The 2150-nt window shown below is 40.2% G+C and carries 2 protein-coding genes and 2 pseudogenes; 1 reads left to right on the top strand and 3 read right to left on the bottom strand.

Translation table 11 applies throughout. From position 1 onward, the window contains the following. Positions 1-34 precede the first annotated feature (34 nt). Positions 35-253 carry a penicillin acylase family protein gene (locus ARSQ2_RS10950; protein WP_181995312.1) on the top strand — a complete coding sequence of 73 codons (219 nt, stop codon included), beginning with the start codon at positions 35-37 and terminating at the stop codon, positions 251-253. 281 nt (positions 254-534) lie between these two features. On the opposite strand, the pseudogene ARSQ2_RS10945 reads toward ARSQ2_RS10950, so the two are convergent. The 3 genes and pseudogenes from ARSQ2_RS10945 to ARSQ2_RS10935 all read right to left on the bottom strand — a co-directional run. After that, a pseudogene (locus ARSQ2_RS10945) lies at positions 535-822 on the bottom strand (integrase core domain-containing protein); the annotation flags it as partial. Between the two features lie 267 nt (positions 823-1089). Continuing rightward, a pseudogene (locus tag ARSQ2_RS10940) lies at positions 1090-1460 on the bottom strand (DNA methyltransferase); the annotation flags it as partial. Positions 1461-1880: 420 nt separating this feature from the next. Continuing rightward, positions 1881-1997, bottom strand: a complete 117-nt coding sequence (locus ARSQ2_RS10935; RefSeq protein WP_255487695.1) for a Rop family plasmid primer RNA-binding protein — start codon at positions 1995-1997, stop codon at positions 1881-1883. Between the last annotated feature and the right edge of the window lie 153 nt (positions 1998-2150).

Here is a 2150-nt window from a genome sequence, read left to right as displayed (position 1 = left end):
CAAGTAATTACTCTTCTATATCAGTAAATTTATATTGGAGAAAAACATATATTTTGTAATCAAAATTAAGACGCTTAGCTATATTACCACATTACCCACTAAAACCCGGGAAGATGTCAGCTACGCTCTAGGTTTTATTCACGCACAGGATCGATTTACACAAATGGATTTAATGCGTCGTCTGGCCGCAGGTGAACTGGCTGAATTGTTAGGGGTTCTTCCGCTAAAAACGGACCAGCAAAACCGGCTATAGCAATTTTGGACAAAAGCACGCGATACTCTGACCACACTCCGTGTCTCAGAAAAGAAAATTCTCACTCAATACAGTCTCGGGGGAGTTAACGCCGGGCTAGCTTCATTAGCGGGCCGCCATTTTGAATATTTTGCATTACTGACAACTCCCGCTGACTAGAGGGATGAAGATACCTTACTTGTTTTGTATGCGTTGTCATCCGCGCTTCAGAAAAATCAGGCTCCGCGCCTTTATGTGCGTGGCTGGTTTTCCTGTAATAGTCAACAAATTCTGTAGAAGATCTAAGCAGCATTTTTTAGTTCATGATATTTTTGATGTGGGGTTAAATAACCAATCGTTGAATGGCGTCGATAATAATTGTAAAACTGAATGTAATTTTCAACTTCACAGACAACAGATTGATGATTCATAAACGATAAATGGTTAAGTTTTTCTGCCTTTAAACTCCTAAAAAATCTTTCCATCACGCCATTATCTAGGCAATTACCTCGCCGACTCATGCTTTGAGTTATTCTCCTTTCAAAGAGGTGGGCCCTAAACTCCTCCGATGAATATTGGCAACCTTGATCTCAATGGAACATCAAAATTAAGTCGCTTATCTATATTGTTGCTTCGAGCGCGATACGGCAGATTTACCCGCACTGGATATTTTTCAACTTGGATATTGCTATATCCACCTTCAACTATGAGTTTTGGATATTCCAGTTTTTGCTATGCGCTAAAGGTCACTTTTACTTTTCGGGTCATATTTATACCTATAAGATTTTGCTTAATTATAAGCTATAAATCTCTACAGTTTTATTAGACCACTACAATTGGCTTTACAGGCATTATACCGGACGGCCTTTCGCCAGCAGATAAGCATTTTCGTGGCTGTGTCCTAAAAACGCAGTTTTTGACGCATAACGTTTCTTGAAAACGAGATGACCAACAATACGGAAGCCAGATTTTTTCCACGCATCAACAAATTTTTCAACCCGATTCCACCCGTAAAAACTGACCATCAGACTATTGGGCTTCAATACACGAAACATTTTTGACAGGCGGGCTTTTTAGGTATTCGTCATTTTTATCGTTGGCAATTGAGCGCCCTGACCGATCGGTATAATCAACTAGATAGGGAGGATCGGTGAGAATAAAATCGATTGCATTATCAGGAAAAGTTGACATAATTTTTTGGCTTGTCGCCTTCTATAAATCGGGACATGTTCTGTGTCTGCTATTTAGTGAGACAGCAGGAAGTGACCCCATGTCACCGTTCCCTTACTGCCCGATGCCAGCTTGCCATACGCCCATTTTTAGGGGACGGCAAGCCTTCAAGTGGGCTTTCGCGGCATATCCTCGCCACACGTGGCTCCGGTATTCCAGGGTCCACTTGACCCTAAATGGTCAATGGCTTCGTGACATCGGGCAGTAAGGGAAACCCTTTAAATTTGAAATTAATGCGATGGATAAATCTGATTTCCAGGCGGAATTCAATTTATTTAAGCGATACGCTTTTTTCAATGGGTTTCTAATATCCGGTAGGGAAACATAAGCAGAGCCGTCATTAGCGGCGACATCCTTATTTTTATGAGTAGCTACAATCTTTTGCTTGTTTTTTTGTGCAAAGAATAGGAGTGAGTCATCATCTTTCCAGTGTCTTTTTTAAATTAAGATAAAGTTTTTCTGCCATGTCGTGCAAATCTTCGCACTCATCTGCATAATCATCCAGATTAAGTTGATTGAGCTTATCTAAGAGTATTATAGCTAAGCGACTTAATTTTGATTACACCATATTGATTGCGAACAAAATATCTGTGTCGCATCCGAGCACTCTTTTTTGCATTTAGCTTGTGCCCATTTATGTTCAATTGGATTAAGATCTGGCGAATAGGTAGACAAATATTTCACCATA

It is taken from the genome of Arsenophonus endosymbiont of Bemisia tabaci Q2 (assembly GCF_902713415.1).
Lineage (GTDB): Bacteria > Pseudomonadota > Gammaproteobacteria > Enterobacterales > Enterobacteriaceae > Arsenophonus.
The sequence above is the reverse complement of the archived record's forward strand: the minus strand, read 5'-3'. Positions and strand labels throughout refer to the sequence as shown.